The following is a 3,283-nucleotide window of genomic DNA, read 5'->3' on the forward strand; positions in this document are numbered from 1 at the left end:
CAATGCCGATCATGTCCGCCAGCTTCCGGGCGCAGGCTTCATATTCGTCCGCCGTAGCCGTGCGGTCCAGCGGCAGGATCACCCGCAGCCGGGGCGCTGCCGGGGAGTGCTTGCGGGTGGAGTAGACGCAGTAACCGCAGCCGAGGGCCTCCACGCGCCGCAGCACGTCCGCCGTGCTGCCTGCGAGTACGTGGTCAAGGTCAAGGGTCAGAACATCTCTGCCCGCCACCGCGCCCGCCTTGCGGCGAGGCCCATTGAGCGCCCCGCCCACGAAGCCGCCCACGTCCTTCAGGGTGTCCTGCTGGTTCTTTGGCAGAGACAGGTATGTTTCAAGCGTCTCTGTGCCTCTGGCGGGCGTGGCCAGCCGGTTATAGAGCTCCGACAGCAGCAGCGTCTGGCGCGTCCAGACTTTTGCCAGTCTGCTTGCACCGGCGGATATGATTATTTTTCGGTCATTTATCATGGAGGGGTACTCCTTTGAAATTACGATTCCTTCGCCTCGCCGCAGGAACAAAAGTCGTCGGGCTTCATTTTTAGGCTTGCATGCCGCATGCAGTAGAGCGTTCGATTGTTCCACGTGACGGACTGCCTCTGCGGAGTATAAAAGCGGCAGTCTTTGCAATGTACAGGGGCGTTAAAAGGGTTTACCGCCCGGTCGTCCCAGTATTCAGTAGCACCGATTTTGCGGGGGTCATTGCCCCACGCGGCTTTCATTGTGTCCGAGTTGGTATTGATCGCGTCGAATTTCAGTCCCACAGCCTTGCACGCGTTCAGCGCCTCCCGCAGGGGTTTTCCCTCGCGGGTAGTCCAGAGAATGAGCTCCGCACCGGTGGCTTTCTCTGCCAAAGCCCGCTTGATAACGGGCCAGATCGGCGCGCCCACGGCAGGCCACTTTTCTTCAAACAACGTCCCGTCAAAATCGACGGCGATAACTCTCTTTGGTTCAGGCATTGGTAAGTGTCTCCTGTTCCGCCGTCTGGAGATTCGCAACGGCCTGATTGAAATACGCCTCTTTTAGTTCAATGCCAACGTGCCGACGGCCCATTTTGACGGCCTGATACCCCGTGGATCCGATGCCGTCGAACGGGTCAAGCACAACGTCGCCGGGGTTTGTCCAGAGTTCGATACAGCGTTCGATCACCGGGAGCTGCAACGGGCAAATATGCTTTTCGTCTTTATCTGTCCGCGCGCTTTTACGCTGAAGCGTGGCGCTCTGGTTAATGTCCCACCACACAGGAGACGGGTACTCGTCCCACACTGGCGACGCTACCTGCTGCCAGTGGTCCACCGGATAGGTTTCGTGAGTGTGTTCCGCAGGCTCCGGATTATCCCCCGGTTTGCGGAATGTGACCACGTAATCAGGGATACCCATGCGGCTCATGCAGCTGTCCTTGCGGATCTGCTTGTGCAGCAGACCGAGGGCTTTTGTGCGCTGCATTTCCACGACGGGATTTTTCCAGATACAAACTTCTGAATGGAATATGAACCCGGCCTGCTGCATCCACCGGATCACGTCTCCCCGGAAGTCCTTGACGCCGATAAAGCCGTCCCGTTCTTTCATAGCCGGAAGATTCATGCAGTGGATGGACACCAGCCGCCCGGGCATCGTAATTCGCAGCCATTCAGCCCCGAGGAACCGATATTGTTCCGCAAACTCCTGATAAGTTCGGCTGTTGCCGAAATCACGGTCACTGTTGGAATATGTATAAAGCGACGCGAACGGGATAGAGGTCACGGAATAGTGAATGCTGTCGTCGGGAAGCCCTCCGAGGATCTCGCAGCTGTCGCCGTGGTACAGCGCCCAGCCGATTCCCAAAGCCTGATTAAGTATTTTCATGCGCTGATTCCTCCTGTTACACACCATGCTGGAATTTCCATTTCGATAGTGGGGTTATACGGCTCTGTCATGCGAACGGTCGCCTGAATCTCGTTCGTAAGGATCTCCTGCGTGTGCCGTACCATTTCTTGTATCATCCGCTGGCACTGCTCCTGTTTGCGGGTAATGTTCTCCCGCACAGCCCCCTCGGCCTCTGAGGTCACAATATAGACGTTGACCGGATGCTTCTGCCCGAACCGCCAGCAGCGCCGAATCGCTTGATACAGCATTTCGTAGCTGTCGGACAGGCCCACAAAAACCATGTTGTGGCAGAGCTGCCAGTTCAGGCCAAATCCCGCAATGCTGGGCTTTGTGACCCGCCTTCGGAAAAACCCAATGGTGAACGCGGTCAACCAGTCGTCTTTCTTTTCCGGCTTGTCAGATCCCCGGACTTCCTGCGCCCCGTCGATCATGCCCGTCAATGCGTCGGCTTCATCGTTGAGGTCGCACCAAAGCAGCCACTGTGCATTTGGTTCCGCCGCGATTAGGCTTGCGGCGGCTGCGCATCGGTCTGTCAGACTGGCCCGTCGGGCAGTGCGGCGTTCAGACAGGGTGCTGGCGACCGGCAGATCGGAAGGGACGGTAACATATTGGATATTCAGTGGTGGAAGTTCATACCCATCCGCTGGGTATCCGAGGTCCCCGGGAGTTGTTAGTACAACAGCCCACCCTGCCAGCCACTCCCAGAAATCATCCGCGGCGTGGCCTTTCAGTCTCCATTTGCTGGTCTCGCCGCCGTCGTGTACAAAGAATGTCGCCAGCATCTCCGCACGGGTCATAACGCCGAGGAATTCCGCTTGATTGCCAAGCTCCATAAAATCGTTGGGCGCAGGCGTGGCAGTGCAGGAAAGCTTGAAAGGAATGCTTTGGCAGGACTCAATAATCTGCGTCCGCAGTTTGCTGCTGTAATGTTTGAGAATGCTGGATTCGTCCAGCGCGATGCCGCCAAACGCTGAGAGGTCGAATCGATCCAACCGCTCATAGTTGGTGATGTTGACGCCGGGGGTTACGTCGTCCTGAGTTAAGCAGATGTTGACGTCAAAGCCGAACTTCTGCCCCTCCGTCTTGGTCTGCCGGGAAACGGCCAGAGGGGCTAAAATGATTGTGGGTTTTCCTGTGTACTGCGAAATAATGCGGCACCATTCCAACTGCTGAAGGGTTTTCCCAAGGCCGCAGTCCTCAAACAGTGCGGACTTGCCCTTTTTCAATGCCCAGCAGACGATATCTTTCTGCCACTCGAACAGCGTCGGCGTCATATCTGATTTTTCAAAAGAAAACCCGCAGCACGGCACCGACCTGACTTTGCTATCTAAAAATTCATGATAGTTCATGAGATTCAGTCCTTCTTAAAATAATTCCCCACCCAGCCGTCGGCGTTCAGCGGCAGACCGGGAGCCCACGGGATAG

At 56.6% G+C, this 3,283-nt stretch carries 3 protein-coding genes and 1 pseudogene; all 4 read right to left on the bottom strand.

Features of this window, described 5'->3' with window-relative positions:
• Nucleotides 1-463 (bottom strand): annotated as a pseudogene (locus RTK01_RS16375) (virulence-associated E family protein); the annotation flags it as partial.
• Between the two features lie 20 nt (nucleotides 464-483).
• Nucleotides 484-951 (bottom strand): hypothetical protein, encoded by a 468-nt coding sequence (locus tag RTK01_RS16380; RefSeq protein WP_312281990.1) that lies wholly within the window; start codon nucleotides 949-951, stop codon nucleotides 484-486.
• Nucleotides 944-1,837 carry a site-specific DNA-methyltransferase gene (locus RTK01_RS16385; RefSeq protein WP_312281991.1) on the bottom strand — a complete coding sequence of 298 codons (894 nt, stop codon included), beginning with the start codon at nucleotides 1,835-1,837 and terminating at the stop codon, nucleotides 944-946. Before RTK01_RS16385 ends, RTK01_RS16380 begins: the two co-directional genes overlap by 8 nt.
• A complete protein-coding gene (locus RTK01_RS16390; RefSeq protein ID WP_312281992.1) occupies nucleotides 1,834-3,207 on the bottom strand; it encodes a helicase in 1,374 nt (457 codons plus the stop codon). The genes RTK01_RS16385 and RTK01_RS16390 overlap by 4 nt, the downstream gene beginning before the upstream one ends.
• Nucleotides 3,208-3,283: the final 76 nt, after the last annotated feature.

Source organism: Oscillibacter sp., assembly GCF_031978065.1.
In the GTDB taxonomy this organism is placed as follows: Bacteria; Bacillota; Clostridia; order Oscillospirales; family Oscillospiraceae; genus Oscillibacter.

What these genes read in the sequence shown, in the direction of transcription:
- RTK01_RS16390 (WP_312281992.1), bottom strand. Translation starts at nt 3,207, where the DNA reads ATGAACTATCATGAATTTTTAGATAGCAAAGTCAGGTCGGTGCCGTGC.
- RTK01_RS16385 (WP_312281991.1), bottom strand. Translation starts at nt 1,837, where the DNA reads ATGAAAATACTTAATCAGGCTTTGGGAATCGGCTGGGCGCTGTACCAC.
- RTK01_RS16380 (WP_312281990.1), bottom strand. Translation starts at nt 951, where the DNA reads ATGCCTGAACCAAAGAGAGTTATCGCCGTCGATTTTGACGGGACGTTG.